The following is a 24,397-nucleotide window of genomic DNA, read 5'->3' on the forward strand; positions in this document are numbered from 1 at the left end:
CCGGGAGCGCGGCTGATTACAGAGCGGAGGGTTCATGGTCAACGAGGTGGCGGTACGGATCGCGCGCCCGTGCACGGATCTGGCGGCTGCGGAACGGTTCTACGTCCAGGGTCTCGGCCTGGCCCTGCTGCAGCGGATCGCGGCGAACGGGCCCGGGGAGCACGACCTGTTGATCCTCGGGCGACGGGAGGCGAACTGGCACCTGGAGCTGGTCGGCGGCGCCGACCTTACGGTGCGGCCGGCACCCACCGCCGAGGACCTACTGGTGCTCTACCTGGACCAGCCGATCGATGACGCGATGATCGATGGCCTGAAGCGGGCCGGCGGTCGGGTGGTCTCCCAGGGGCCTTACTGGGATCGTTGGGGCGTCACTGTTGAGGACCCGGATGGCTACCGGGTGGTCCTGTCCAGCCGATCCTGGTCGAACGCGGGCTGACCCAGCGCGCCCAGCGAGACCAGTTCGCCCGTCGCGCTCGGTCGGACCAGTGTGCCCAGTGCACGCCGCCAGTTGACCTCAACCTCACTTCAACTCCTACCGTTCCCGAATGGATCAACTCGACGAGGCACTTCAACGGATCCGGCGCTTCGGACCGGAACGGGATGGGTGGCTCTCCAACCACGCGCCCATGGCCGTTGAGGCGCTGGCCCGGCACGGCCATGCCGCGGTCGTCCACCGGTGGCTGGACGGGTACGGGGACCGGCTGGAGGAGCGACCACGGGGAATCGAGCCGATCACCGCCGACGAGTGGCGAGACCCGCTCGGTGACCCCGTACGCACCGGTGATTGGCTCAACTACTTCGACCGGGAGCTGGCCGACGAGCCGTGGCGGCAGGTGCTTGCTCGCTGGTGGCCCCGCCTACTGCCCGGCATCGCGGCCGGCGCCACCCACGGCGTGATCCGCGTCGGCCACGCTGTTCGCGCCCTGCTGGACGAGGAGACCGTCCCGCGGGTCGGTGAACTCGGGCAAGGGTTGGCCTACTGGGCGGCCCGCTGGCAGCCCCTCGCGCCACCCGGAGCCGGGCCGTACCCCGCCATCGATCCCCGCGCGGCGCTCGACGCGGTGCCCCGCGTACCCGACCAGCGGTTCGGTATCCGGGCCCGGCTCGCTCAACTGGCTGACCTGCCCGGCTGGTCGGCGGTGGCCGGCGCGGTGCCGTGCCGAGTAGCAGACAGCGGGAAGGTCGCCGACGGTCCGGAGGCCGTGCCGGCCCGGCTGGCCGGCATCGTGCACGCGGCGGTTACCCGGCACGGCACCCACGGTTACGCCAAGCCGGTCATGCTGGTGCACGCCGCCACCGCCCCGAACGCGGTCCTGCGTACCCTGCCCGCCCTGCCCCGGGAGATCTGGCCGGCCAGCCTCGCCGCCGGCTGGGCCGCCACCGCGGCCGTCACCGCTGCGTACGCCCCGGCGATCGGAGAACCCCGCCCGCTGCCCGGGGCCGAACGGGATGCAGCCGAGGTCATGCGGCTCGCGGTGGAGTCCGCCGAACCGCACGCCATCAAGTTCGCTGATACCGCGCTCGACGCGTACGCCGGCACCGGTGACGCCGCCCTGCTCGCCGCAGCGGTACGCGCGACAGAACAGATCGGGCCGTGGTGAACCGGAGCGCCCCGGTTCCCGGGTTGTGCGGGACGAAGTTTCACCGCTGATACCCCGAGGTGTCACGAAGCCTTGGCGAGCCGTACGAGTCGGTTGGGCAGGTTGGGGCGGTGGCTGCGCCGGAGAGCGGCGCGAGGCCGTTGATCAGTCTGGTCTCTACCGGGAGTTGCTCGTGCGTACGAAGTGGTTGAGCGGGGTGCTGGCCGTGGTGACGGCGGGCGCGGTGGTTGGTGTGGTGCCGCGGGTGGCGGGGGCGACGGTCTCGGACGCGCCGACCTCGGTTGTCGAGTCGGCGCCCGCGCACACCATCGCGCAGGTGCGGGAGCAGTTCCTGCGGCACGGTCCGGATGCGGAGGTGCTGGTGGCGGCGCACCGTGGGCACTGGCGTGCCGCACCGGAGCTCTCCCTGGAGGCGATCAAGTCCGCGGTGAAGGCGGGCGCGCACGTGGTGGAGATCGATGTCCGGCGTACGGCTGACGGTCATCTGGTGTTGATGCATGACAGCACGGTGGACCGGACCACGGACGGAACCGGTGCGGTGTCGGAGTTGACGCTGGCCGAGGTGAAGCAGCTGCGGTTGAAGGTGGGCCTGGGTGGCGACCAGGCGCCGTTGACCGACGAGCGGGTGCCGACCCTGGCCGAGGCGATGGCGCAGGTGAAGGGCCGCGCTCTGGTCAACCTGGACAAGGCGTGGGAGATTCGGGACGAGGTGTATGACGTCCTGGTCGAGACGGACACGCTCGATCACGGCATCTTCAAGGGGCCGGCGACGCTGGCGGACGCGCAGGAGTTTCTCGATTCCAACCCCGAGATCCTCTACATGCACAAGATCAACGACGACAATGTGGACGAGATCGGTGCGTTCACCGGTCGTGCTCCGCAGGCGTACGAGATCGGCTTCGATCGACTCACCGATCCGCAGGTGCAGCCGGCGGCATTGGCGGCGGTCCAGTCGCATGCCCGGGTGTGGATGAATACCTTGTGGTACGGCCAGGCCGCCGGCTACACCGACGAGTCGTCGTTGCGGGATCCGGCGCAGGGCTGGGGTGCGGTGGTGGACCGGCACCAGGCGGACATGATCCAGACTGACAACCCGGAGCACCTGGTCAGCTGGCTGGCCAGTCGGGACCGGGAGCACGGTGGTCAGGGGGAGTGGCCGTCGTTGCCGAAGGGTTCGGTGCGGGTGCAGGCCGAGGAGTACTCGCCGGCGGGTAAGGGGATCGGCTACCACGACCTAGAGGACGAGAACCAGGGTGGCACGGCGGGCCGCCAGTACGAGGGCGTGGACATCTGCGACAGCAACGGCGCGCTGGTGATGTGTTACATCCGCGGCGGCGAGTGGGTCAGGTACACGGTCGAGGTGCCGAAGTCGGGGAACTACCGGGCGAGCGTGCGCTTGTCGTCGCCGTACTTCCCGGCGGGCCGCCTTACCATCACCTTCGATGACAAGACGGTGTTCGGTCCGATGGAGGCGACCGGTACGACCTCACACCGCGCGCTGGAGTCCCAGGCGATCGCGGAGACCCACTTCCTGCGGAAGGGTACGCACGAGTTCGAGGTGCGGATGGACGACGCGGTGGAGCAGACCTTCAACATCGACTACTTCCAGTTCGACCGGGTCAAGCACTGAGTCGCACCGACGGGACCGCGGTGACCACGATCCTGGCGCCCCCGAACCGCTGATTTCGTCGAGCCGTCGCATGGCTCCGAGCGGCCACCCTTCCGCAAGGGGTGGCCGCTCGCCGTCTTTGGGCGAGGAGGTTCTCGACCTGCGCTGGCCGGTCGGACTTGTCGAAGGCGGCCGGGTCGACCCGCACCCCGCCCGTCGTAAAACTTGATTCATTCCAGAAGACTGGTTATCGTCGTCGCGTGACGCCCGACTTCGAGACGCAGCTGCGGGCGGTCTCGTTGCGCGTGACCCGACCTCGGATGGCGGTGCTCGCCGCGCTGCGGGACCATCCGCACGTCGACACAGATGAGGTTATCGCCCTGGTTCGGGTAGATAATCCCACCGTGTCGCATCAGACGGTGTATGACGTGCTCCGCGCGCTCACCACCGCCGGCCTGGTGCGACGCATTCAACCCACCGGCGCCCCCGCTCGGTATGAGTCCCGGGTGGGGGACAACCATCACCACGTCGTGTGCCGGTCCTGCGGAGCGATCGCCGATGTCGACTGCGCGGTTGGCCGCGCTCCCTGCCTCACCGCCTCCGACGACCACGGTTTCGTGGTGGATGAGGCGGAGGTTATCTACCGGGGCACCTGCCCCAACTGCAAGAAATCGGACGCGACTCCCGCGCTCCACCACGTGAAGGGAAGTAGATGAGCGACACTCAGGACAACGCCCCCGTCAGCGCGCAGGGCGTGGATCAGAAGGCGGCGGCCGGCTGTCCGGTCGCGCACGACTCCGTCACCGCGCACGGCAGCGAGAGCGAGAGCCCGGCGATCGACTCTCCCACCGCGGTCGCTGGTGGCCGTCCGCGTACCAACCGGGACTGGTGGCCCAACCAGCTTGACCTGTCGGTGCTTTCCACCAACTCGGCGAAGGTCAACCCGTTGGGCGAGGACTTCTCCTACGCCAAGGAGTTCGCCAAGCTCGACATCGAGGCTCTGAAGCGGGACGTCACCGAGGTGCTCACCACCTCGCAGGACTGGTGGCCGGCCGACTTCGGCCACTACGGCGGTCTGATGATCCGGCTGAGCTGGCACGCCGCCGGCACCTACCGCATCCATGACGGCCGCGGTGGCGCCGGTGACGGCGGCCAGCGGTTCGCGCCGCTGAACAGCTGGCCGGACAACGTCAACCTGGACAAGGCCCGGCGGCTGCTGTGGCCGGTCAAGCAGAAGTACGGTCAGAAGATCTCCTGGGCCGACCTGCTCGTGCTCGCCGGCAACGTCGCCCTGGAGTCGATGGGCTTCAAGACCTTCGGGTTCGGTTTCGGCCGGGAGGATGTCTGGGAGCCCGAGGAGATCTTCTGGGGCCCGGAGGACACCTGGCTCGGCGACGAGCGCTACGTCTCCGCGCAGGAGCTCTCGGGAGGCGTCGGGGCGACCGAGATGGGTCTGATCTACGTCAACCCGGAGGGGCCGCGGGGCAACGCGGACCCGGCCTCGGCGGCGTACTTCATCCGGGAGACCTTCCGCCGGATGGCGATGAACGACGAGGAGACCGTGGCCCTCATCGCCGGCGGCCACACCTTCGGCAAGACCCACGGTGCCGGCGTCGCCGACGATCACGTGGGCCCCGAGCCCGAGGGTGCCCCCCTGGAGGCGCAGGGTCTGGGTTGGATGAGCAGCCACGCCAGCGGCGTGGGCGCCGACACGATCTCCAGCGGCCTCGAGGTGACCTGGACCGACCGGCCGACGCAGTGGAGTAACCGCTTCTTCGAGATCCTGTTCGGCTACGAGTGGGAACTCACCACCAGCCCCGGTGGCGCGAAGCAGTGGGTCGCCAAGGACGCCGAGGCGATCATCCCCGACGCGTACGACTCGACCAAGAAGCACAAGCCGACGATGCTCACGACCGACCTGTCGCTGCGCGTCGACCCGGCGTACGAGCGGATCTCGCGTCGCTTCCTGGAGAACCCGGACGAGTTCGCGCTGGCCTTCGCCAAGGCCTGGTACAAGTTGCTGCACCGCGACATGGGCCCGGTCAGCCGGTTCCTCGGGCCGTGGGTGCCGCAGCCGCAGCTGTGGCAGGACCCGGTACCCGCCGTTGACCACGAGCTCGTCGGCGCGGCCGACATCGCCGCCCTCAAGGCGAAGGTGCTTGAGTCCGGCCTGACGACCGCCCAGCTGGTCTCCACCGCGTGGTCCTCCGCGGCCAGCTTCCGCCACACCGACAAGCGCGGTGGCGCCAACGGTGCCCGGATCCGCCTCGAGCCGCAGCGCAGCTGGGAGGTCAACCAGCCCGAGCAGCTCGCCACCGTCCTGGCGGCGCTGGAGGAGATCCAGCGGGAGTTCAACGCCGCCGGTGGCGCCAAGATCTCGCTCGCGGACCTGATCGTGCTGGCTGGCTCGGCCGCGGTCGAGAAGGCGGCGCGGGACGCCGGTGTCGAGGTGACCGTGCCGTTCCGGCCGGGTCGTACCGACGCCACCCAGGAGCAGACCGATGTCGAGTCCTTCCAGGTGCTCGAGCCGCGGGCCGACGGGTTCCGCAACTACCTGCGTCCCGGTGAGAAGACCCAGCCGGAGGTGCTGCTCATTGACCGCGCCTACCTGCTTAACCTGACCGCACCCGAGATGACCGTCCTCATCGGCGGCCTGCGGGCGCTCGAGGCCAACGTCGGCGGCGGCCGGCAGGGCGTTCTCACCGACCGTCCCGGTGTGCTCACCAACGACTTCTTCACCAACCTGCTCGCCTCGGGCGCGCGGTGGAAGGCGTCGGAGTCCGCTGAGCACGGGTACGAGATTCGGGATCTCGCCACCGACAAGGTGAAGTGGACCGCCAGCGCGGTCGACCTCATCTTCGGCTCCAACTCGCAGCTGCGGGCCCTCGCCGAGGTGTACGCCAGCGAGGACGCGCGGGAGAAGTTCGTGCAGGACTTCGTCGCGGCCTGGACCAAGGTCATGGAGCTCGACCGGTTCGACCTCGCCTGATCAAACCCCACGACGAGCCCGGTCGACCCGACGAGGGTCGACCGGGCTCGTCGCTGTCCGGCCCAACGTCGGTAGCGGTGTCTGACCACCCAAAGGTCACCATGGACGGCAAGCGCTAGCAGCGGAGCTGACCCAACCGCCACATTTTTATTGTCATCGAAGCCACAGTCGTCACTCTCTGGTGGCGGCGATGCCCGTCTGCGTAGGCTCACCGGTGAGAGTGGAACGAGTTCTCGCACGTTCCTGACTCAGGGCGATCCCGCGCAACGGAGTGTGGAGGTGGCTGATCCGATGGACGAAACCACGTACGAGGTCGTGATTGTCGGAGCCGGACCAACCGGGCTGCTGCTCGCCGGTGATCTCGCGGCGGCCGGGGTGCGGGTCGCTGTTCTGGAGAAGCGCCGCGAGGAGTCGAACCTGACCCGAGCGTTCGGGGTACACGCCCGGACGCTCGAACAGTTCGACGCCCGTGGGCTCGCCGACCAACTGGTCGACACCGGCAAGGCGTTGGGCCGGCTCCGGTTGTTCGGCTCGGTGTCGGTGTCCCTTGCATCGCTGCCGACCCGCTTTCCGTTCCTGCTCGTCACCCCCCAGTACCAGGTGGAGCGCTTGTTGCTGGAGCGTGCCGTCGCGGGTGGGGTCGAGCTGATCCGTGGTGCTCGGGTGATCAAGATCGAGTCAGGTCAGGGTGAGGTGCAGCTGACCGTTGACCGCGACGGGGACGTCCACACGTTGACGGGCCGGTACGTCGTCGGCACCGACGGACGCCACTCCACGGTGCGGGAACAGCTCGGCCTGGACTTCCCGGGTCACGCCGTACTCCGTTCACTGATCTTGGCTGACGTCCAGCTCACCGAGTCGCCGCCGGAGGTGCTGACGGTCCTGGGCAACCAGCATGGCTTCTGCCTGATCGTCCCGTTCGGCGACGGTTGGTACCGGGTGATGGCGTGGGACCCGAACTGGGAACCGCCCGACAGCACGCCGGTCACCCTCGAGGAGATCGCCACGCTGGTGCGCCGGATCGCCGGCACTGACTACGGCATGCACAGTCCCCGCTGGATGTCCCGCTTCCACAGCGACGAGCGACAGGCAACCGCCTACCGGCAGGGGCGGGTGCTGCTCGCCGGTGACGCCGCCCACGTCCACTCGCCGGCCGGTGGTATGGGCATGAACACCGGTCTGCAGGACGCCGCCAACCTGGGGTGGAAGCTCGCTGCCGTGGTGCAGGGGCGGGCTGGTGACAGCCTGCTCGACACGTACGAGGCGGAGCGCCGGCCGGTCGGTCGGATGGTGCTGCGTACCAGTGGCGGGCTGATCCGGGCGGTGATCCTCCGTTCCGCGCTCGCACGGGCGGCCCGCAACGGACTCTTCCGCGCCGGCATCGCCGTGCGTCCCCTGGGCGACCAGCTGCGAATGCGGCTCAGCGGGATCGGCGTACGCTATCCGGCGGCCCGTGGCGCGCATCCGCTGGTCGGCCAGCGCGCCCCCGACCTCGCCGCCCAGGACGGGAGCCGGCTGTACACGGCGCTGCGGGGTGGCGGTTTCGTCCTGGTGGATCCGGCTCCGAGCGGCTCCGGCTACGACCACCTAGTGACGTTCCGGCCGGCGGAGCCGACCACACCCATGTTGGTGCGGCCCGACGGGTATGTCGCCTGGGCCGGTTCCACCGGGCCCGACTTGGACCAGGCCCTGACCGCCTGGGGTACCGCCCGGCCCGCGCCGTGACCTGGTCCAGGTAGTCCCACCCCGCTCAGTCTCCCCAGACCAGGTAGGCCGGGGCCGGTCGACCGGGCAGTAGCCGTAGCGGCGCCTGGTCCAACCCGAGCACCTCCCGTACGGCGACGTTCTCGCCGGGCCACTTCGGGTTGTCCACCTCGTCGAAGGCGACGATGCTACCCCTGGTCAGGCGCGGCAGAATGGCCTCCAGGACCGCCCGCGTCGGTTCGTACAGATCCAGGTCGAGGTAGGCCAGGGCGATGATGGTCTGCGGGTTCTCCTCCAGGTAGCGCGGCACGGTTTCCCGTACGTCGCCCTGGACCAGCACGCTGCGCTGGGTGACGTGACCGAAGAATTCACTCTGTTCGTGTGCGTCCAAGACTTCCCGCAGGTACGTCGGGTAGCCCTGCGGGGTGGCGAAGCGACCCTCGTACGCGGTCGGGCCCACCCGGTCGACGTCGTTGAGGTCGGGGAAGCCGGTGAAGGTGTCGAAGCCAACGATGCGTCGCAGCGGGTTGTACGGCTCGTAGACGCCGCGGAGGGCGGCGAAGGTGGCGAGGTGGCGGCCGTACCGGACCCCGAACTCCATGATCACCCCGGGGACGTCGAGGACCTGCCGGTACAGCGCGTCCATGGAGAGTAGGTCGGTCAGCTGATGTCGGCGGAGGAAGAGCGGCAGATTATTGATCATTTCCTCGGGTGGAATCGGCGCGGTGGCCAAGAGTTTGGTCAGCCGTAGCGCTGTCTCCGTCTCGGTCGGTGAGTCGTGTGCGAATGACCGCAGATCCGGGCTATCACTCTTGTCCATTATCGACCTCCCGCCGTGAGGGGGTGACATGATGGGCGAAAGCGTAGGGGAGGGCTGTCGGTGGCACAACGGCACTGGTGCCGGGCCCGAACAGGAGAAGGGTGGGTTGGTACTGGCCCAGCGGTACTTCCCGAGGTGAGCCGGCATGCGAATGGTGAATTTGCGGGTGTGCGGACTCCGCGCTCTGTTCAACTGCAGCACTTCCGGGTCAGTTGGCCGTTGCCTTCTCGTATGAGGGCAAATTATGCGCTGGCCATCGTGGTGGGCACGGCGGCCAGCGGGGGTGAGTCCGGCCATCGTGGCGGTTCGGAGAGGCAGGCGAACGTCTCGATGACTCGGCCGACCGGGCCGATCGCCAGCACCGGTGGATCGGTGGGCCGTCGCGGTCCGACCCGGATTCGGCCGAATGTCGCGCCGCGCTGGGTCAGCTCCACCTCGGCGGTGCCGACCAGGTAGCTCGCCGGATCCTCGTCGACCAGGGAGCTGATCAGCGTGCGGTGTGCCCGCGCCAGCACGATCTGGGCGTGGTAGGAGCTGGGTCGGGCGACGACCGGAACGGCCGAACCGCCGACGGCCACCGTCCACGCGGTCGGTACGTCGGCGCTCCGCCCTTTCCCGCGCAGGCCCACCAGCACCAGATCGCCGGGTTCGCTGTCGGGCACGAGCAGGGTGAGCCGGGGGCGGGTCACCACTGCGGCCGTACGGTGGAGTTGGTCCGCAAGGATGTGGCAGCAGCGACCATCGAGCAGCCGGGCCACCTGCCGGAAGTAGCCCGGCGTGGTACCGACCAGCCGGGAGAACTGGGTGGTGAAGGTGGCGGTGCTGGTGTAGCCGACGCACCGGCTGATCGCGGTGACGGTCCGATCCGTGTGCAGCAGCAACCGCCGTGCCTCCGCCATGCGTAGCGCGGCGAGGAAACGGGCCGGAGTCATCGTGGTCACGTCTCGGAACAGTCGATGGAAGTAGAAGGGGCTGAACGGCGCTACCCGAGCCAGGTCGGCCAGCTGCAGCGGCTCCGCCAGATGCCGGCGCATGTAGTCGATCGCCTGTGCCGCGGCTGCCTTTCGGGCCTGGTCCGCAAGGTACGGCGAGACGCCTGAGGTTGAATTCATGTGCGCCCCCGGTACGGTTATTCGGGCACCCACCGAAAATTCTGCTGATACCTCCTTGAACAATTCTTGAAGCCGCTACGAGGATTACGTCTGTCCCGGACTCAATCGCCGAGGTGGCAGCGGCAGCTGCACCGCGCTGAGGGCGGTACCCCCGGGCGGCCACCCTCCTGAAACAGCTGCCGCGCCATTGCGTGCACCGTGCCGAGCATGTGGTAGCTCCGGCCGGCGGGACCGTGCCGAACCTCCAGCACCGACTTGTCGACCAATCGGTCCAGGAGCACCTGCACGGCGCGGAGATCACCGATCAGCGCTGCGCCGGCATTCGCGCCCGTGCCGGCATTCGCGCCCGTGCCGGCACCCGTGCCCGCGCTGGTCGCCAGGTCGAAGTCGGCGGGCATCGCCCCGAGCCCGGTGAAGCAGCGCAGCTCCGCCGGGTCGAGCAACTCGACGCTGCGGTGCACAGCAGCGTGTAGCGACCGATGATGACTCGGCACCCCTCGCCGCGGCGGCCGGAGCCAATGCAGTGGATCGGCGACGACCTTAACCAGGGCGTCCAACCGTTGCGTCCGTAGACACGCTGCGGCCAGCTCGATGGCGAGCGGGAGGCCGTCCAGGGCCTGGCACACCGTGGTGACCCCCGGCCTGGTCGACTCGTCGAGTCGGAAGCTCGGCCGGACCTGCGTGGCCCGCCGGGCGAACAACTGTTGCGCGGGTGGGGGCGCCGACGAACCTGGTTCCGGATCGGTGCGCAGCGGCCGGACCGGATACACCGCCTCGTACCGCATCCCGAGCAACTCGCGTGAGGTCAACAGGACGGTGAGGCCGGGACAACCCCGGAGCAGCTCGTCCGCCAGGTCGGCCGTCGCGTCGGTAACCAGCTCGGCGTTGTCGATCACTAGCAGTAGTCGTCGGTCGTTCAGCTGACGTACCAGGGGCACGGGTGGTCCCGTCGTTCGTCGCGGTGGAGCGGCGACCACGGCGATCACCGCCCGCTCGAGCGCGGGACCGGTGCGGACGTTCGTCAAGTCGACCACCGCCACCCCGTCGGCGTGCCGCGCCCGCTGCTGCTCGGCGACGGCCAGGCCGAGCGCGGACTTGCCCACCCCGGCCGGACCGGTGAGGCTCACCAGGCGATACCTGTCGAGCAGGTCGTTGACTGCCGCAAGATCGGCTGATCGTCCGGTCAGCTCGTCGAGCAGGGGCGCCGCCCCGCGCCACGGTGGGGCGTGCGCCGGGATCGAATGGTGGATGGACGACGAGGTCAGCCGGGCCTCCAACACCTCGCGGTACGCCCCGGACAGTTCGGGCCCTGGGTCCACCCCGAGGTCAAGCCGAAGCCGCCCGCGGACCTCGCCGTACCGCTCGATGGCGTGAGCCCGCTGCCCGATTCGGGCCAGCGTCTGCAACAGCCGGGCCTGCACCCGCTCGTTGAGTGGCTCGGTCAGGGCCAGTTGTTCGGCAACGGGCAGGACTGCCTCCGGCCGGTCCAACTCCAGCCCGAGGCCGACATAGTTGAGCGCCGCGGCCAGGAACTCCTGCCGCAGCGGACCGATATCGTCCTGCTCGATCAGGAGTGCGGCCAGCTCGCTGACCTGGGGATCTCGCCACCAGCCAAGGCTGTCGCCGAAGCGGGCGAAGGCGCCCGTCGACTGGCCGCGCTCGTGGAGGGACGCCGCCTCCCGGACTTCGGCACGAAACGCGTGTAGGTCGAGTTGCCCGACGTTGACAGCCAGCCGGTATCCGCCGGGTACCGAGGCGATGACGTTGGTTCGTCGATGGCGTGGTGTGTCCGGTTCCAGCACCTGGCGGAGCCGGGCGACGTAGGTGTGTACGAGGTTGGCGGCCCGGGCCGGTGACGGTCCCGCCCAGAGCGTGGCGATCACCTCTTCGAGTGGTACGTGTCGTCCGGCCCGGAGCGCCAGCAGGGCGAGAATTGCTCGCTGTTTCGGAGGGCCCAGGTCGATCTCAATGCCGCAGCTCGTCGCTTGGATGGGGCCGAGGATCTGAATCTGGGGGTCGATCTCGATCCGCCTCATGTTTCCCCCGAAGCTGTGGTGTCGCCGCGCTCGGTTCGTGCGTTATTTTAATGTGGGTTTCGGGGCACCTGAAGTGGCTGTTCGGTGCCGATCTTCAATTTTGGCTTCCCTGGAATGATCGATTTTGGACCTGTGCCGGTCGTATGGCTGCGAATTTCGATGTCGTTCACGATGTGGACTCCACGCGGAGGACGATCTTCCCCCGCCCGTGCCCGGTCTCGATCGAGCGGTGTGCCGCAGCGGCCTGCGCGAGTGGGAGCGCCTGACGGAGGTGCAGCTTGAGCTTGCCCTGTGCGTGGAGCCCGGCCAGCTCAGCGAGCTGGGCGTTGGACCGTTTTGGTGTTACAGCCGGAACGCCGAGTTCTGCGGCGAGTTCGTCGGAGACCATGGTGCGGACCCGGTTCTTGTCCTTGACCAGTTCCACCGAGGCGCGCAGCGCGTGGTCGCCGGCGATGTCCAGGGCGGCGTCCACCCCGTCAGGTGCCAGGGCGCGTACCCGCTTGACCAGTCCATCGCCGTAGGTCACCGGAATCGCGCCCATCGACCGTAGGTAAGCGTGGTTGGCCTCACTCGCCGTACCGATGACGGTGCTCGCTCCCCGGGCCCGGGCCAGCTGGACCGCGAAGGTGCCCAGGGCGCCCGCCGCAGCGTGGATCAGGACCGTGTCGCCAGGTCCGACCTTCATCTCGCGCAGGCACATGTGCGCGCCGACTCCGTTGGCGGAGAAACCGCCCGCGATGTCCCAGGGCATGCTCTCCGGCTTGGCCGTCACCTGCTCGGGGGAGACCACCACGTACTCGGCGTAGGCACCCAGCGTGCAGTAGCCGAGGACGTTGTCCCCCACCGAGTGCCCGGTGACGCCTCGCCCACCTGGTCGACGACGCCCGCGTACTCGTTGCCGGGTACGACCGGGAAGGAGTTGTCCACCGTCGGCGGTGCCCACCCCTTCCTGATGGCGGTGTCGAAGTGGTTGACCCCGGCCGACCGGATGCGGACGCGCAGTTGGCCGGGGCCGGCCTGCGGGCTGGCGACCTCGGTCAGCGTCAGAACCTCCGGCCCACCGAAGGAGTTCAGGGCGGCAGCTTTCATCAGGGATCACTTCTCTCGTCTCGGTGTCCCTGGATCTGGGGAGCTTCGACTCGGGGTGATGCCGGGTGCTCGGATCCAGGTGCCCCGGCGACCCGGCGGCTGAGGAAAGTATGAAACCTAAAGTCCACTGTAGGTCAAGGGTCAGCATCGCGACCGCTACCGCTGCCCGGGCACGACCAGGCCGGTCTCGTACGCCGCGATCACAGCCTGGACCCGATCGCGTAGACCGAGCTTGGTGAGCACGTTACTGACGTGCGTCTTCGCGGTGTGTGTGCTGACCACCATCGCGGCCGCGATCTCTGGATTCGACTTCCCTTCCGCGAGCATCTGCAGGGTTGTCCGCTCTCGGTTGGTCAACACGGCCAGCCGCTCCATGGGCAGTAGGCCTGTGGAATCCGTTGAGGTGAACTGGTCGATTAGGCGCCGGGTCACTGACGGGGCGAGCAGTGACTCACCCGCTGCCACCACGCGTATGGCGTGCACGAGATCATCGCGCCGCACATCCTTGAGTAGGAAGCCACTGGCACCGGCGCGTAACGCATCGAAGATGTGGTCATCTTGGTCAAAGGTCGTCAGCATAACCATCCGGCAGACGGTTTCGACGCCGATGATCCGGGCTGCTTCGATGCCGTCCAGGCCCGGCATCCGAATGTCGAGTAGCACCACGTCGGGACGGTGCTCTCGGGCAGCGGCGACCGCCTCGAAGCCATTCCCCGCCTCGGCGACCACCTCAATGTCGGCCTGTGCGTCCAGGATCATCGCGAAGCCGACTCGTACCAGTTCCTGGTCGTCGGCGACCACCATCCTGATCACAGCGGTAGCCGCGCACATACCGTGAAGCCCGTGGGACCCGGACCGGCCGATGCGGACCCGCCATGTGCGGCCACACGCTCCCGGATCCCGGCAAGGCCATTGCCGCCGGACGGAAGGCTGACCCCAGTACCCCGCCCGTTGTCTCGAACTTCGATCGTCAGTTCCTGCTTGCGCCAGCTCAGCCGCACGTCGGCGCGGGAAGCCCCAGCGTGTCGGACGATGTTCGTGAGCGCCTCCTGAACGATTCGGTAGGTCGTGATTGCCAGGTCGGGCGCCATCGGTTGGGGGTCGCCCGTGACTTCATAACCCACTGCCAAGCCGGCCCCCGCCGCCTGCCGCACGAGGCTGGGTAGGTCCTCGATGGCCGCGAGCGCAGCATCCGATCCCTGCTTGTCTTGGAGTACTACAAGCATGCGACGCAGCTGATCCATCGCATCCCGGCCAACGTCGGCGATAGCATCGAACGTGGCGACGGCCCGTTTCGGGTCGGTACGCACCACCACTGGGCCCGCCTCTGCTTGCACCACCATGAGACTCACCGTGTGCGCCAGGATGTCGTGTAGATCGCGGGCAATCCGGGTACGCTCCCGCTCCGCGGCGCGTTCGGCCTCGAGGAGCCGCTCCCGCTCGAGCCACGCGGCACGCTCCACCAGGGCAGTGGCGTGCGCCCTGCTTCCCGCCGCCGCCCTGCCCAGGGCGTACGCCGTCAGGGTGACGATGACCCCTCGAAACGCCGTATCCGAGGAGCCGACCGTAAGTAGCCCGCCGCAGAGGATGGCGGCGAGTGCCCCCCACCGCACCCACCACTGGGACTGGATAGCAACTGTGTAGAGGGCGATGAGCGGCCCGTACCAGAGCGGCTGCGGTGCGACTGCGCTCACTAGATCGTACGAGGCGCTAAAGGAGTAACTGACCAGCAGTACGGGTAGCGCGGCTCTCCGCCGCGCTACCAGCGGTAGGGCCGAACCAGCGGCGACGGCATATCCCCACCAGTGCCATGGGCCGTCCCGGGACAGCAACGGCCAGAGCTGAGCCACCATGGCACAAGCTGCCAGCGCGACATCCGAGAACGGCGAACGTATCCGGTCCCACCACACGGTGCGACATGTTTTCATGGGTTGACAGGAACAGGCCGGGCGAGGGGCGCCAGGGCGACCAGAACGAGCAGGCCCGCGATCGGCAGCAGGTCCAGACTGGTTACCGCGACCCCGATTCCGAGAAGTAGGACCACCGGAGTGAACAACGGAATGGTCCGTACCACCGCTAGGTGGATGACCAGCGCAAGCAGTCCGACAAAGAATAACGCTGGTGCCAGTCCGTAGATGGCGACCGCGACACCGGGCACCGCCCGCACCTCACCGAACATCTGCCGCATTGCGGCCGCATCGTCGGCCGCGATCCCCACCACGATGTCGATGCCAATCTGAGCTATCGAACCGGCCAGCCCGGCCAAACCAGCGGCCGCCGCACCCGTGGCCGCCACCCCTCCTCCGGTCATTCGACGCGCAGCCAGTACCACCAACCAGAAGAGGGACAGCGATACCAGGAAGATGAGGTGCCCCAAGGTCCACAAGAATCCGGGACCGCGCTGTCCATCCAGTCCATCCAGGAGCCGGACCAGGCCGTAGACGGCCATGAGCGTGGGGGCGAGGACGGGGGCTCGAAGTGCATTCCGCATGCGGTAGATCGTCATCGGCCGGCGTTGGCGAAACATCGCCGACGCCGGCGATGTTTCGCATCTCCGTGGGGTGTACGGGCCGCTGACCGAGCGGTTGCTGCGCGGTCAGCTGGCGGTGGGCACCTTGTCGAGGAAGCCGTACACCGCGGAGAGCCGTCCCTCGTCGTCGGCCGTGACCATGTCGAAGCCCACGACCACCGGCTCGGCTGCCCCGGCTGGGGCGAGGTGCCAGGTGAAGCGGGCGATGTCGTGGTGGATGTCAACCGGCCCGGCCAGGGTGAAGGTCATTCCCATGAACTGCTCCTGGGCACTCCCGATCAGGGCGTTGATCGCCTCGTGTCCACTGACGTGTGCCATCGGGTCCGTGTACGTCGCATTCTCGGCGCAGATACTGCGCACTTTTTCAGCCCGGCGTGTCGGGTCTGACTCATTCCACATTTCGATGTACCGCCCGATGGTGGTGGCAAGGTCACTCATGACTGCGGCTCCTCCGGTCTCGGAAACCACGCGCTGTTCCCGTGGCCCCTGGAGATTCCCACCCCCGGCGGCGGAGTGTCGATTATGTGCCAGGTAATAACCGGTCCTCGGTGACCTGGGGCGATGCTCGTCGCCGCGACGGACCCGCGTCATCCCGGGTCTGGACCTCCTATCGATCATGGCAGCATCCCGGTAGTCCACGGTCGGCTACTGCTCGTCGAGGAGGGCGCGCAGCTCACGCAATGCCTCGCGGAGCCGGTCGGCGAACGTGTGCATCATCTCCGCGACCGGGCGTGGGGTGCTGAGGTACAGGTGGAACCGGTCCGGTAGCAGTACGTAGGCGATGCCGATGCAACGGCTGCTGGTGGCCCCGAACCCGAAGTAGCGGATGCTCGTTGACGGCGCCGAGCTGGTGCTCAGGTAGTCGTCGCGCATCGTGCGCCACCCCGGCGTCTCGTAGAGCCGAGGCGCCTCCGGCACGCCGAGTTCGGCCCCCCGCCGCTGCTGGATGAGCTGTAGCTCCCAGAGGTGCTGCTCCGGTGCGGCACCGGCCTGGCACTGCTTCGCCCGCTCGACATGTTTGTCGGCCGCGGCACGAAACGCCGCCCGTCGCTCGTCGCCAGCTGCGGCGGGATCGTCCATGACCTCGACGAACCGCAGCACCTCCGGCGTGACGACGCGCATCGCCTCAGTTCGTCCCCGCGAGTACTGGCGGGTGGCGATGGACTCGTACGTGGCACCGGTGAACCCCTTGGCGCGTTTGTGTGCGAGCTGGTACCCCAGCTGCACGAAAGCGTCCGGTGACATCCGGAGCCGCTTGACTTCGTCCACGCCGAATTCGTCGATGGGTAGGGTCACGGTGGCGGTGTCGGCGCCGAACTGGGCGAAGGATTGTGCCGCGGTGCCGATCTCGGCTTGTAGCCCTTCGTCGAGTACGAAGGTGACCGGCTCGAACGCTGGCGCGCCCTGTGTCACCGCACCGGACTGCGCGGCGTGTTCCTCCGGTGTTCCGGCGAGGATGGTGTCGACGAAGCTGAGGATGGTGGTGCCGTCCAGCTCGCAGTGTTCGACGTTGATGCCGGCGGTGCCGTCCGCGAAGACGATCAGCGAAACCGCCTTGTCGAACCACCGGTTGCCGCTGTCGCCGTGCAGCAGTTGGTCGCAGGCCGCCAGGTCGTCGGCGGGGGTCAGGTCCTCCAGGCAGACGCAGAACAGCGCCGTCTCGATGGTCTCCAGCGCCGCGGCGTTGCTGGGGTCGAGCGCGACCAGTCGCTGTCGGGCGGCCGCCCACTCGGCTCGGGCCATGGTGGTGAGATGGCCGGCCGCGGTGGTCATCGCCGCCGGCACGAGGCCGGCCTTCTGCAGCTCCCGCAGGCCCAGGGTCAGGTCATCGAGGGAGTACGGGCGCCCGTCCGGACCGAGTACGTCCATCCGGAAGGCGTTACCGTGGCAGAACACCACGACGTGCCGTGCGGTTGCGGGGCCGGGCATCTCGGCGCTGTACGGTGCTCGGACGCGGTCCTGCACCTGTCCCGGGATGCGGGTGGTGGAGAAGAGAAACTTGTTTTGCTCCATCGACAGCGGCTGCCCGCGGGTCACGGCAGGGGGAATGCGTTCCGCGTCGAGCTGGACCTTGTAGTTGACGGTGGCGGCGATGAGCCGCACAGCGCGCTCCACCTGCGGGTCGGTGAAACCGCGCAGCGGCGGGTCGCGGAACAGGAAGAAGAAGTTGGCGTTCAACGCGATGCGGTCGCGCCGGCCGAGGTAGCGGGCCGGCCAGAAATCGTCCAGCCAGCTGCGGGTGGCGGCATCCTCGTTGTACCGCACCAGGTCGGCGTGGAGCTTCGGACCCGGACCGTCGGCCCGCGCGAACTCCCGCACCGCGGCCTCGGTGTCGGCGAACTCCTGCGCTGTCAGCAGCGGCCCGGACCATTCGAGGAACCGGGCACAGGTCTCCTCCAGCGTGGGTAGCGGTACCGAGGGCAGCTTGTCCTCGTTCTCGAACGTACTCACTCGGCCTCCTGGAATGCGCTGCTCGTCGGACCGTCTGCTGGGCCAGTGGTTGAGGTCAAAGGGTATGCCGTCGGAAGTCCTCCGGGCTGGTGGAAACGCGTCGGGTTGCTTTCGTGAGCCCTAATCCAGCAGCTGGTCAACCCGAATCGCATGACGTTCGGCATCGCGGTGCGTGGGTAGGACCCGGCCGAAAAGCTGCTGCGTACGGGTGACACTACCCATCACGCCGGGGCGCTGGGAGTAGGCGAAGATCGCTGTGTGCCGGGCGGTGTCCCCGTGCACGGCGCTCACCCGGTGTAGCGCGTACCGCCCCTTGAACAGTTGGAGGTCACCGGGGCGCAGAGTCTGGGCTCGTACCGGTGCTCGATCGGCGCCGGTGAGTACCGCACGGACCGCGTCGAAGTTCTCCGCGCCCGCCGAACGGATGTTCGGGCAGTACTCGAACACGCCCCCGTCCTCCGGCTCCTGGGTCAGCAGGCTGACGGTGAATTCGTTGAGGTCAAAGTGCCACGGATGGTCCATGCCGGGCTGCACGACGTTGAGTACCAGGCCGGAGAGTGGGTCGGCGAGCTCGTGGAGCGCGGGGAGTTCGAAGCAGGCGGCGACGAAGCGTACGAATGACGGGTCGCGGTAGAGCCGGTGGATGACACTGTCGGCCGGGATCAGATCGCGCGGGACGAACGCGTTGCCGCGGCGCATGATGATGCGACCCGGGTGCTCCGCCGGCAGACCGGCATCGAGTTTCGTATTGTAGACGTTGGTTTCCGTAACGTCGTAGTGTGCTGACGGGGCAACGGTGGCGCCTTCCCGTCGTAGCGTCTCCCAGCTGGTCGGCCGAATGAACTCCGGTAGCACACTGCACCCGTGGTCGCGCAGGTCGGCGCGGGTTTTTGTGACGACGCGTTCCCATGCGTCGCTTCCTGGGGCGGCCAGTGGATAACGCACGGTGTCCACGTCCTGCATTCAGATGGTTCCCTTCTTCAATGGCGGCGACATGAAGAATTGCGGAATCCTAACAGGATTCACCGGCGTGCAGCGTCATGTAGGTTAGCTTTTTCACAGCCGCATGTGCAGACTTCGACTTGGCGGAGGTCGGCCAGGTTTACTGCCGCCTCCCGCGACGGACTTCGTGGTGTGGTGCTGGCTGTCGAGCTGCCCCGCCGATGATCCCGGCGGCCCGGTGCCGCCCGGGCCTCTGCGGGCTTCACCGGACCCCGGATCCTGGTGCACCGGCGGTCATGAGCTCGTTGCTGGGGCGGGCGAAGGCGCCCGCGCGGGCGGCGACGCTCACCTGGTGGGCCGAGCGTGTGGCGAGGCCGCTGTCGGCGGGAGACCGGAGTAGGACCAGGGTGTGGTAGAGCGGTGCGGTCGCCGCGATGATCACGGCGTGCGGGTCGGTGTCGGCTGGGACCTCGCCGCGGTCAATGGCGCGTCGCACGATGGCGGCACAGCGCGCGTAACGGTCGGCCCAGAAGGTCTGCAGCGCCTCCGCTGCCTGGGGGGAGCGAAACGAGGCGGCGATCAGCGCGGTGCTGACCGACGGGTCGGCGGTTAGTGCCGCGTGGACCTCACAGTTGACTGCAGCGAGGTCTGTTTCCAGCGAACCGGTCTGTGGCGGGCGCCAGTCGTCGCCGGTCGCGTCGGCCAGGACGTCAGCCAGTAGGCCGCCGACGTCCCGCCAGCGCCGGTAGACCGTGGTCCGGTGTACGCCCGACCGATCGGCCACGGCGTCCATGGTCAGTAGGTCGAAGCCGCCGTCTACCAGCTGCGCGCGGACGGCGTCGAGCACCTGGCGGCGGACGCGCGCACTGCGTCCGTTGGGGCGGCGGGGGGTTTTATCGGTTGTCGCCGGGGGCTGGGCCATGTCAGCATCTTATCGCTACATCCATAGCTTTAGGGAGGCGTGATGCTCCGCTGAGTGTTCCCCGTGTCCGACCTCCCGCTCCGGCGGGTTCCCGACCATGACACTTCGGAGTATCCACATGCCTACCCAGATCAGCGTCCATGACGTGACCAAAGCCTACGGCGATCGACTTCTGCTCGACGGCGTCACCTTCGCCATCAGCCCGAACCGGCGTACGGGGATCATCGGCGAGAACGGCTCCGGCAAGTCGACGCTGCTGCGCCTGCTCGCCGGCCGGGAGGATCCGGACGGTGGACAGGTGACCGTCACCGCGGACGGCGGTGTCGGGTACCTCGCCCAGGACACGTACCTGCCGGGGGAGTGGACCGTTCAGCAGGCGATCGATGCCGCCCTGGCCGACCTTCGGGCGATGGAGACGCGGTTACGGGAACTGGAGCCACGGCTCGCCGACGGCAACCAGAACGACCTGACCGAGTACGGGAACCTGGCGACCACCTTCGAGCTGCGGGGAGGGTACGAGGCCGACGCCCGGGTGGAGCAGGCGTTGCACGGGCTGGGGCTGACCGCGGTGGAGCGGAACCGTCCGCTTGGCGGCCTCTCCGGCGGGGAGCAGGCGCGCGTGCACCTGGCCTCGGTGCTGGCCGCCAACAGCGAGGTGCTGCTGCTCGACGAACCGACCAATCACCTCGACGACGCCGCGTTGAGCTGGCTGGAGGGGTACCTCCGCTCCCGGCGTGGTACCACGGTCGTGGTCTCCCATGACCGGGTCTTCCTGGAGCAGGTCGCCACCGGTTTGATCGAGGTGGACGCGGATCGGCGTACCCTGGTCCGCTACGGCACGGGGTACGCCGGCTACCTGGTCGAGCGGGCGGCGGCCCGGCAACGCTGGCAGCAGGCGTACGAACAGTGGCAGGCGGAGTCGGACCGGCTGCGGGAGGTCGCGGCGACCACGGCCCGGCAGGTGGCGCCCGGCCGGGCGATGAAGGATCGCAACAAGATCGCCTATGACCGCAACGCTGGCCGGGTGCAGCAGTCGGTCGCGAGCCGCGTCCGTAACGCGGAGCTACGACTGCGCCGCCTCCAGGAGGATCCGGTGCCGCCGCCGCCCGACCCGCTTCGGTTCGAGCCACCCAGGCATACGACAGCCGCCGCCGGGGTGCTACTGGCCGCCCAGGAGGTGACGTTCGCCGGTCGGCTCAAGCCCACCACACTGACCGTCGCGACGGGACAACGCCTGCTGATCCGGGGGCCGAACGGCGCCGGAAAGAGCACGCTGCTGCGGATCCTCGCCGGCGACCTCGCCCCGGACGGTGGTCAGCTGACCCGTTCTGGCCGGATCGGGTACCTCCCGCAGGAGGTTCCCACCGCCGAGCCGGAGCGGACCCTGCTGGCCGCCTTCGCGCACGGACGGCCCGGTCCGGCTGAGGAACACAGCTCCAGTCTGCTCTCGCTTGGGCTGTTCACCCCGGAGAGCCTCACCGTGCCGATCGGTCGGCTCTCCACCGGGCAACGCCAGCGGCTGGCGGTGGCCCGGCTGTTCAGCGAGCCCGTCGACCTACTGCTGCTGGACGAGCCCACCAACCATCTCTCGCTGGGCCTGGTCGAGGAGTTGGAGGCCGCTCTCGAGGAATACCAGGGCGCCGTGGTGGTGGTCAGCCACGACCGCCGGCTGTGCCGGCGCTGGTCCGGCGAGACCCGGGAGGTGTCCTGAGGGTAGCCCCGGCGGGTAGGGCGAACGCCACGACGGCGACGAGGGCCAAGACGAGGGCGGTGAACGCGAACGCCTGCGCGTAGCCGTTGACGAGCTCGGCTTTGCTGGACGAATGCTGACTGGTCAGCGCGATCAGTGCGGCCAGGCCAAGGGCGCCACCAAACTGTTTGGCGGCGTTAACCAGCCCGGAGACCGCCCCGGCGTCGGGGCCGGAGACGCCAGAGGTCACCACGGCGGTCAGTGGCACGATGAGCAACCCGCCGCCGATCGACATCACGACGGCCGGGCCGAGTACGCCGGACAGGTAGGTGCTGTGGACGGTGATCTGACTCTGCCACCAGAACCCGGCCGCGGCGATGGCGGTGCCGACGACGACCAGACTCCGTGCGGCAAAGTGCCGCATCAACCATGGGGTCACCCGCATTCCGACCAGCATCATCAGCAGGGTGTGTGGTAGGAACCCGGCCCCGGCCTGCAGCGGGGTGAGTTCGAGAACCTGCTGCAGGTACAGGGTCAGGAAATACCACAGCGGAATCTGGAAGCCGGCCCCGACCAGCAGCATCAGCAGGTTGCCCAGCCAGATTGCCCTGCTTCGCAGCAGCCGCAGCGGCAGGAGTCGTGGTTCGGCGCCGCGTGCCTCGACCACGACGAAGGCGGCCAGGCAGGTCAGGCCGACGACCAGCGCGGCTGCGGCGGTCGGCCCTGGCTGGCTGTGCGGGTAGCTGGCCGTGAGGGCGTAGGTCACCGCGATCAGGGCGGTGGTGATCAGGGCGGCACCCTTGACGTCGAGCTGGACCAGCCGGTCACGTGGCCGCCCTCCGGTCAGCGTGACAGCTGCCAGCGCAATGCAGAACGTCCCGATCGGTACGTTGATCAGCAAGGTTGACCGCCAGGTCAGGTACGCGGTGAGGGCGCCACTGAGGAGGTTCCCGGCCGCGCCGCCAGCCAGGCTGACCGCGGTCCAGACCGCCAGTGCGCGGTTGCGCGCGGAACCAGGTGGAAATGTCGTGGTGAGGATTGTCAGGGTGGCGGGTGCCAGCGTGGCGGCACCCAGACCCTGGAACGCGCGGGCGCCGACCAGCGCACCGACGGTGGTGGCGAGCCCGCCGACGAGGCTCGCGGCCGTGAACAGCCCCAGCCCGGAGATCAAGACCAGCTTGCGGCCATACACATCGGCCAACCGGCCACCCAGGAGGAGGAAGCCGCCGAACACCAGCGCGTAGGCGTTGACCACCCAGAGTAGGCCGGACGGCGAGAGGGAGAGGGCCTGTTGGATGGACGGAAGGGCGACGTTGACCACGGATACGTCGAGCACCACCAAGAACTGTGCGGTGCAGGCCAGCAGGAGCACAGCCCGGCCGGAGGTGCGGCGCCGGACGCGCTGCGTGCCCGGCTTGTCCCCGTCCCACCACCTCACGAGTCCCCCAATTAAATCAGTGTAACCACACTGCTATACTGCAGACCGTAGCCACGACGTAGCGTCTGGGCAACCTGGATGGGGAAGGGGAAGGGTTGGCGACCGGTCGAACCCGCGGAGTGGGCTCCGAGCATGAGCATCGGCGCAACGAGATCGCCGATGCGGTACTGGCAGTTGTCGCCGAACGTGGCCTGGCGGCCGTGTCCCTGGTCGCGGTGGCCGCGCAGGCCGGCGTGTCGCCCGGCCGGGTGCAGCACTACTTTCCCACCAAGCGAGAACTGGTCGAGGCCGCCTTCGAACGGGGCAACGCCCGGTCCAGCGAGCGGATCGCCGCCAAGACCAACCCCGATGAGCAGGACCTCAGCCGACGGCGCCTTCTTACCGTGGTGCTCACCGAGCTGATTCCGTACGACGCCGTCACCCGTGCCCACCTGCGGGTACGTCAGTCATTCACCGCAGTGGCGTTGGCCGACGAGGTCATCGCCGCCCGCCTCCGCGGCGACTACGCCACACTCCACGGCCAACTCGCCGATCTGCTCCGCTGCGACCAAGCCGCTGGCCATCTCCGTGCCGGGACTGATCCCGCGGAGGTGGCCGTAACCCTGGTGGCGCTCGCGGAAGGGCTGGCCTACTACGTGCTTATCGGCGTCCGTCCAGCCGCGGCCGCCCGGGATCAGGTGCTCGCTGCGATCTCCGCGGTCTACGCCGTGGGTGAGGCGCGGGCACCAGGTCAGTCCGACTCGGGGTGAATGGAACGTGCGACGCGGAAGCCCACGTCGTCCACGCGAAAGGTCGGATGACTGCGGCGCCGTACGGAGGCCCGGCAACTCCAGTGCTCGTCGAACCAGCCGCCGCCACGGAGGACCCGGTAGCTGCCGTAGACCTCCGGGTCGTACTGATCCCAGCACCAGTCCCAGACGTTGCCCAGCATGTCGTGTAGGCCCCAGGCGTTCGGTTGCCGGTCGCCCACCGGGTGGATTCGTTCCCGCGAGTTGCCGCGGTACCAGGCGATCTCGTCCAGCGGTCCGTAGCGGGGGCCGGTCGTACCGGCACGGCACGCGTGCTCCCACTCGGCTTCGGTCGGCAACCGGTACCCGTCGGCGGAGCGGTCCCACTCGATCTCCTCGTCGCCGGAGATCCGATAGGCCGGCAGCAATCCGTCCCGTCGCGACCAGGCATTGCAGCACCGGACGGCATCCCACCAGGACACCCCCTCGACCGGCAGTTGATCTCCGCGAGCCGTGCTCGGGTTGGTGCCGGTGATCGCGGCGTACTGGGTCTGGGTGACCGGTAAACGGGCGAGCTCGTACGGCTTCAGGTCGACTGACCATCGGCGTTGTGTTCGGCGGTCGGAGAGCGTTACCTGCCCCGCCGGGACAACGATCATCAGTTCCTGCTGGTTCCCGTCCACAAGGCGCCGATCGTACCCGTGGTCAAAGCTTCTGCCATCGGTGTTTCCGGCGC

Annotated in this window: 20 protein-coding genes and 1 pseudogene; 8 read left to right on the forward strand and 13 right to left on the reverse strand. The window is 68.4% G+C overall.

The window, feature by feature from the left end:
• Positions 1–34: 34 nt before the first annotated feature.
• The 6 genes from SALPAC2_RS0103205 (at position 35) to SALPAC2_RS0103230 (ending at position 7,924) form a co-directional block, all read left to right on the forward strand.
• Positions 35–436, forward strand: coding sequence for a VOC family protein (locus SALPAC2_RS0103205; RefSeq protein ID WP_018215191.1), 402 nt, complete (start codon positions 35–37; stop codon positions 434–436).
• A gap of 109 nt (positions 437–545) precedes the next feature.
• A complete protein-coding gene (locus tag SALPAC2_RS0103210) occupies positions 546–1,601 on the forward strand; it encodes a questin oxidase family protein (RefSeq protein WP_018215192.1) in 1,056 nt (351 codons plus the stop codon).
• A gap of 172 nt (positions 1,602–1,773) precedes the next feature.
• A complete protein-coding gene (locus tag SALPAC2_RS0103215) occupies positions 1,774–3,231 on the forward strand; it encodes a glycerophosphodiester phosphodiesterase family protein (protein WP_050563075.1) in 1,458 nt (485 codons plus the stop codon).
• A gap of 239 nt (positions 3,232–3,470) precedes the next feature.
• Positions 3,471–3,926 (forward strand): Fur family transcriptional regulator, encoded by a 456-nt coding sequence (locus SALPAC2_RS0103220; RefSeq protein ID WP_018215194.1) that lies wholly within the window; start codon positions 3,471–3,473, stop codon positions 3,924–3,926.
• Positions 3,923–6,199, forward strand: a complete 2,277-nt coding sequence (gene katG / locus SALPAC2_RS0103225) for a catalase/peroxidase HPI (RefSeq protein ID WP_018215195.1) — start codon at positions 3,923–3,925, stop codon at positions 6,197–6,199. The genes SALPAC2_RS0103220 and katG overlap by 4 nt, the downstream gene beginning before the upstream one ends.
• Before the next feature lie 273 nt (positions 6,200–6,472).
• Positions 6,473–7,924, forward strand: coding sequence for an FAD-dependent monooxygenase (locus tag SALPAC2_RS0103230; protein WP_026184364.1), 1,452 nt, complete (start codon positions 6,473–6,475; stop codon positions 7,922–7,924).
• Positions 7,925–7,949: 25 nt separating this feature from the next.
• On the opposite strand, the gene SALPAC2_RS0103235 is transcribed toward SALPAC2_RS0103230, so the two are convergent.
• The 11 genes and pseudogenes from SALPAC2_RS0103235 to SALPAC2_RS0103285 form a co-directional block, all read right to left on the reverse strand.
• Positions 7,950–8,723, reverse strand: a complete 774-nt coding sequence (locus SALPAC2_RS0103235; protein ID WP_018215197.1) for a class I SAM-dependent methyltransferase — start codon at positions 8,721–8,723, stop codon at positions 7,950–7,952.
• A 242-nt stretch (positions 8,724–8,965) separates the two neighbouring features.
• Positions 8,966–9,835 (reverse strand): helix-turn-helix domain-containing protein, encoded by an 870-nt coding sequence (locus SALPAC2_RS0103240; protein WP_018215198.1) that lies wholly within the window; start codon positions 9,833–9,835, stop codon positions 8,966–8,968.
• 101 nt (positions 9,836–9,936) lie between these two features.
• Complete coding sequence (locus SALPAC2_RS0103245; protein WP_018215199.1) at positions 9,937–11,871, reverse strand: BTAD domain-containing putative transcriptional regulator; 1,935 nt, start codon at positions 11,869–11,871, stop codon at positions 9,937–9,939.
• Between the two features lie 166 nt (positions 11,872–12,037).
• Positions 12,038–12,960, reverse strand: a pseudogene (locus SALPAC2_RS24355) (NADP-dependent oxidoreductase).
• 156 nt (positions 12,961–13,116) lie between these two features.
• Positions 13,117–13,773, reverse strand: coding sequence for a response regulator (locus tag SALPAC2_RS0103255; protein WP_018215201.1), 657 nt, complete (start codon positions 13,771–13,773; stop codon positions 13,117–13,119).
• On the reverse strand, positions 13,770–14,813 hold the full coding sequence (locus SALPAC2_RS0103260; RefSeq protein ID WP_018215202.1) for a sensor histidine kinase: 1,044 nt from the start codon (positions 14,811–14,813) through the stop codon (positions 13,770–13,772). Before SALPAC2_RS0103260 ends, SALPAC2_RS0103255 begins: the two co-directional genes overlap by 4 nt.
• Before the next feature lie 71 nt (positions 14,814–14,884).
• Complete coding sequence (locus SALPAC2_RS0103265; RefSeq protein WP_026184366.1) at positions 14,885–15,451, reverse strand: hypothetical protein; 567 nt, start codon at positions 15,449–15,451, stop codon at positions 14,885–14,887.
• Between the two features lie 105 nt (positions 15,452–15,556).
• On the reverse strand, positions 15,557–15,928 hold the full coding sequence (locus tag SALPAC2_RS0103270; protein WP_018215204.1) for a nuclear transport factor 2 family protein: 372 nt from the start codon (positions 15,926–15,928) through the stop codon (positions 15,557–15,559).
• A 207-nt stretch (positions 15,929–16,135) separates the two neighbouring features.
• Complete coding sequence (locus SALPAC2_RS0103275; RefSeq protein ID WP_018215205.1) at positions 16,136–17,941, reverse strand: choline/carnitine O-acyltransferase; 1,806 nt, start codon at positions 17,939–17,941, stop codon at positions 16,136–16,138.
• A 120-nt stretch (positions 17,942–18,061) separates the two neighbouring features.
• Complete coding sequence (locus SALPAC2_RS0103280; protein WP_018215206.1) at positions 18,062–18,904, reverse strand: HalD/BesD family halogenase; 843 nt, start codon at positions 18,902–18,904, stop codon at positions 18,062–18,064.
• A 241-nt stretch (positions 18,905–19,145) separates the two neighbouring features.
• Positions 19,146–19,730: a TetR/AcrR family transcriptional regulator gene (locus SALPAC2_RS0103285; RefSeq protein WP_018215207.1), complete on the reverse strand. Its 585-nt coding sequence runs from the start codon at positions 19,728–19,730 to the stop codon at positions 19,146–19,148.
• 193 nt (positions 19,731–19,923) lie between these two features.
• On the opposite strand from SALPAC2_RS0103285, the gene abc-f reads away from it, so the two are divergent.
• Positions 19,924–21,516, forward strand: coding sequence for a ribosomal protection-like ABC-F family protein (abc-f, locus tag SALPAC2_RS0103290; RefSeq protein ID WP_018215208.1), 1,593 nt, complete (start codon positions 19,924–19,926; stop codon positions 21,514–21,516).
• Here the strand turns inward: abc-f and SALPAC2_RS0103295 are convergent.
• The gene (locus tag SALPAC2_RS0103295) at positions 21,458–22,933 is read right to left on the reverse strand and encodes an MFS transporter (protein ID WP_018215209.1); all 1,476 of its coding nucleotides are present in this window, start codon (positions 22,931–22,933) and stop codon (positions 21,458–21,460) included. The two genes, abc-f and SALPAC2_RS0103295, sit on opposite strands and share 59 nt — an antisense overlap.
• A gap of 119 nt (positions 22,934–23,052) precedes the next feature.
• On the opposite strand from SALPAC2_RS0103295, the gene SALPAC2_RS24360 reads away from it, so the two are divergent.
• Positions 23,053–23,682 carry a TetR/AcrR family transcriptional regulator gene (locus SALPAC2_RS24360; RefSeq protein WP_018215210.1) on the forward strand — a complete coding sequence of 210 codons (630 nt, stop codon included), beginning with the start codon at positions 23,053–23,055 and terminating at the stop codon, positions 23,680–23,682.
• On the opposite strand, the gene SALPAC2_RS0103305 is transcribed toward SALPAC2_RS24360, so the two are convergent.
• Positions 23,664–24,344 (reverse strand): formylglycine-generating enzyme family protein, encoded by a 681-nt coding sequence (locus SALPAC2_RS0103305; protein ID WP_018215211.1) that lies wholly within the window; start codon positions 24,342–24,344, stop codon positions 23,664–23,666. The two genes, SALPAC2_RS24360 and SALPAC2_RS0103305, sit on opposite strands and share 19 nt — an antisense overlap.
• Between the last annotated feature and the right edge of the window lie 53 nt (positions 24,345–24,397).

It is taken from the genome of Salinispora vitiensis (genome assembly GCF_000378825.1).
GTDB classification, from domain to species: domain Bacteria; phylum Actinomycetota; class Actinomycetes; order Mycobacteriales; family Micromonosporaceae; genus Micromonospora; species Micromonospora vitiensis.

Coding starts and splice junctions, on each gene's coding strand:
- SALPAC2_RS0103240 (WP_018215198.1), bottom strand. CDS start 9,835: ATGAATTCAACCTCAGGCGTCTCGCCGTACCTTGCGGACCAGGCCCGA.
- katG (WP_018215195.1), top strand. CDS start 3,923: ATGAGCGACACTCAGGACAACGCCCCCGTCAGCGCGCAGGGCGTGGAT.
- SALPAC2_RS0103270 (WP_018215204.1), bottom strand. CDS start 15,928: ATGAGTGACCTTGCCACCACCATCGGGCGGTACATCGAAATGTGGAAT.
- SALPAC2_RS0103210 (WP_018215192.1), top strand. CDS start 546: ATGGATCAACTCGACGAGGCACTTCAACGGATCCGGCGCTTCGGACCG.
- SALPAC2_RS0103265 (WP_026184366.1), bottom strand. CDS start 15,451: ATGCGGAATGCACTTCGAGCCCCCGTCCTCGCCCCCACGCTCATGGCC.
- SALPAC2_RS0103205 (WP_018215191.1), top strand. CDS start 35: ATGGTCAACGAGGTGGCGGTACGGATCGCGCGCCCGTGCACGGATCTG.
- abc-f (WP_018215208.1), top strand. CDS start 19,924: ATGCCTACCCAGATCAGCGTCCATGACGTGACCAAAGCCTACGGCGAT.
- SALPAC2_RS0103260 (WP_018215202.1), bottom strand. CDS start 14,813: ATGGTGGCTCAGCTCTGGCCGTTGCTGTCCCGGGACGGCCCATGGCAC.
- SALPAC2_RS0103245 (WP_018215199.1), bottom strand. CDS start 11,871: ATGAGGCGGATCGAGATCGACCCCCAGATTCAGATCCTCGGCCCCATC.
- SALPAC2_RS0103280 (WP_018215206.1), bottom strand. CDS start 18,904: ATGCAGGACGTGGACACCGTGCGTTATCCACTGGCCGCCCCAGGAAGC.
- SALPAC2_RS0103235 (WP_018215197.1), bottom strand. CDS start 8,723: ATGGACAAGAGTGATAGCCCGGATCTGCGGTCATTCGCACACGACTCA.